Below are 2,867 nucleotides of genomic sequence, written 5' to 3'. Positions count from 1 at the left end.
CGATTGGTGCCCTGATTGGAAAGTTACTGGTAACCATCGGCCTGTTTGAAGCCAACATCAATGCTGATGTGTTTCATGGATGGGCGATGCAGGACTTGTTGCCTAAATTGCCACTACATTCCATCGTTGTGATGGACAATGCCACCTTCCATAAGAGACAAGACACACGGGATGCCATACATAACGCCGGGCATACCCTTGAATACCTTCCCGCTTATTCTCCTGATCTCAATCCCATCGAACACAAATGGGCACAGGCCAAGGCGCTCCGTAGACAACAAAACCAAACCGTCGATACGCTCTTCAAATCCTATGCATTCTGAATCATTCTTAACTGGTTAGGCTATAACCCCAGTGCATCCACCAGAATAAGGCGTTTACGATCATTAACCTTCTTGCCAGCATTAAATACCACGTTGCCCAGGAATCGCAGTGCATTTGACGCTTTGTCTATTCAGACAACCTGCCGTATTGTACTTGTGGCGTCCACATTTTTCTCGCAACCGCGAACGCAACAAATGATGAATACGCTCCCATGTCCCGTTGCGTGATCAGCAATTGAAATAATAGTAAGCTGCACTCCAAGCTGGGAACTCGCGAGGTAATTGCCGCCATTGACAACCTGTTTTTAAAACATACAAAATTGCATTTACCGCCTGGCGTAGACTTACCTCTCCCGACCTGCCCACTGCTGATACTGGTAGGTGGAGCTTCAAGTAATACCACGCTCCAAAGCTTAGGTTGCTCGGATAACGCTTCTTCCGTTTTTTGGTTGATTCATACCGGTGCTGAGAAGTAAGTCCATATCGCGTCCGGCAGGGTTTGTGATTTCTCTGACCTTTCCCAGTAGTTCATCAGTACATTTTCCCATGGCGCTGACAACAACGACCAGACCAGACTCTCCCCTCTCTTTTATAAGACGTTTTGCGACCATTTTGATCTTATCCGTAGACGAAAGACTCAGACCGCCAAACTTTTTACGACCACCTTCATGTTTACCTCCTTTGAGAACTGACGGGGTCAGTCTAGGACGAGGAACATTAAAAGATTGTAAAAAAAATTTGGTCGGAAATTTTAATGAATTTTAAACTTGAAGATTCTCCCTCACCCACTCAGTAACTGACATTGGATTTTTGCCAGTGATCTGCTTGAAGTCTTCAGTATAACGATCATAGCGGTTTTGCGCATGCAATTCGGCCATGGAACTGATGTGTGCTTCAACATGAGGTGGAAGACCGATTTCTTTCAGGACATCTTTTTTCCATGTCTCCATCGGAACGTCCACATACTTCACCGGACGATGCAGTGCTTCTGAATATTCCTGCGCGAGCTCCATCATGTTCTCTGAGTGCGCACCGGTTAGTTCATAAATTTTTCCAATGTGCTTTTCGGGATTCATTAAAATCGTGCTCATCGCGCGGGCGACATCAGAAGATGCAATCGGTGAGCTCTTGGCTTTCCCAAATGGAAGCCGCAACTCGCCTTTCTTTAGTCCCACCCTGGCAAGATCAAAGAACAAAGGGTTTTCCAGAAACACAGTTCACCTCACTGTAACGACAGGCAGTCCGGACCATTTCAGGATTTGTTCGCACAGCCAGTGTTGTTTTTGCTGAGGACTTGAAGTCGTTTCATAAATCGACATTTGAGACACAGTCATTTGGGATATGTTTACAAATGCTTTGATTTTGTGATGAAGGGCGACCGCCGCCGTGTTCGCTGTCGCCTCAAGATATTGAGGCCGAAACAGACATACCAAAATATATATAATCGCATCCTTCAATCGCACGATGAACATCAGTCAGATTAGTGAGGTCACCTTCGACAATCTGAGCACCTTTTTTTTCCAGTTCATCTGCCAGTGGGTCTCTCTTCCAGAACATCGCCCGAACCGGAACGTTGGCACTCAGAAGATTTTCAACGATCTTCTGTCCAATGCCACCAACCTTAGCACCACCTACACCTGTAACAAGAACGCGACTCATAAAGGCTCCTTTTATACAAGGTCATGTGTATAGGAACAATAAGCACACTGTTTCATGAGAACCGAATGTACCAAGGAACAGTCTGATCGTCAAACTGTGAAATGAGGCCATTTTAAGTACCACGAGTGGAGAAAGAATATAAACTCAGTAACCTAGTTAGTCGTCCCTGAAAAACCCTTTTTCTCAACTACTAAGTTGTAGGTTAGGCATATTGCCAATCAATAGCCGATTAATATTGATTCCCAAACGAGTACACAAAAGCGCCAGTTGGCGCAGAATCTTGCGCAAGTTATAGCCAGCACCGCACAGTAAGGCATTCATAGCATCGCCTGCTGTGCCTTTCAAAAAGTTTCTCCCCAGACGCCCATCGTTTTTCATATGTCCGATCACGGGCTCCACCGCACTGCGCCGCTTGAGCTTCTTTTTGATCGCCACCGTGACGCCGCGCCTGGCTCCTGCTATCCATACTTTGACTGAGGTATGCTGAGTTTTATGGAGTCCAAAGTTTCATAAAATATAGACATGGAATGGAGGATATATAGCCTAACCAGTTAAGAATGATTCAGAATGCATAGGATTTGAAGAGCGTATCGACGGTTTGGTTTTGTTGTCTACGGAGCGCCTTGGCCTGTGCCCATTTGTGTTCGATGGGATTGAGATCAGGAGAATAAGCGGGAAGGTATTCAAGGGTATGCCCGGCGTTATGTATGGCATCCCGTGTGTCTTGTCTCTTATGGAAGGTGGCATTGTCCATCACAACGATGGAATGTAGTGGCAATTTAGGCAACAAGTCCTGCATCGCCCATCCATGAAACACATCAGCATTGATGTTGGCTTCAAACAGGCCGATGGTTACCAGTAACTTTCCAATCAGGGCACCAATCG

At 46.0% G+C, this 2,867-nt stretch carries 5 protein-coding genes and 1 pseudogene; 1 reads left to right on the top strand and 5 read right to left on the bottom strand.

Going from position 1 to position 2,867, the window contains the following annotated elements; translation table 11 throughout:
• On the top strand, positions 1-323 hold a 323-nt coding region (locus tag BLV54_RS14965), incomplete at its 5' end, for a transposase (protein ID WP_090571816.1).
• Between the two features lie 228 nt (positions 324-551).
• Here the strand turns inward: BLV54_RS14965 and BLV54_RS17415 are convergent.
• From BLV54_RS17415 to BLV54_RS14940, 5 genes and pseudogenes are all read right to left on the bottom strand, one after another.
• Entirely contained in the window at positions 552-716 is a 165-nt protein-coding gene (locus BLV54_RS17415; protein ID WP_090572381.1) for a transposase, read from the bottom strand.
• A 368-nt stretch (positions 717-1,084) separates the two neighbouring features.
• Positions 1,085-1,537, bottom strand: coding sequence for a Rossmann-fold NAD(P)-binding domain-containing protein (locus tag BLV54_RS16565; protein WP_218132439.1), 453 nt, complete (start codon positions 1,535-1,537; stop codon positions 1,085-1,087).
• Positions 1,538-1,724: 187 nt separating this feature from the next.
• Positions 1,725-1,982: an NAD(P)H-binding protein gene (locus tag BLV54_RS16560; protein ID WP_218132438.1), complete on the bottom strand. Its 258-nt coding sequence runs from the start codon at positions 1,980-1,982 to the stop codon at positions 1,725-1,727.
• 183 nt (positions 1,983-2,165) lie between these two features.
• Positions 2,166-2,438, bottom strand: a pseudogene (locus tag BLV54_RS14945) (transposase); the annotation flags it as partial.
• Positions 2,439-2,544: 106 nt separating this feature from the next.
• Positions 2,545-2,867 (bottom strand): transposase (locus BLV54_RS14940; RefSeq protein WP_090571816.1); only part of this gene is annotated, 323 nt, incomplete at its 5' end.

It is taken from the genome of Nitrosomonas sp. Nm33 (genome assembly GCF_900107265.1).
Lineage (GTDB): Bacteria > Pseudomonadota > Gammaproteobacteria > Burkholderiales > Nitrosomonadaceae > Nitrosomonas.
The sequence above is the reverse complement of the archived record's forward strand: the minus strand, read 5'-3'. Positions and strand labels throughout refer to the sequence as shown.

Coding starts and splice junctions, on each gene's coding strand:
- BLV54_RS16560 (WP_218132438.1), bottom strand. CDS start 1,982: ATGAGTCGCGTTCTTGTTACAGGTGTAGGTGGTGCTAAGGTTGGTGGC.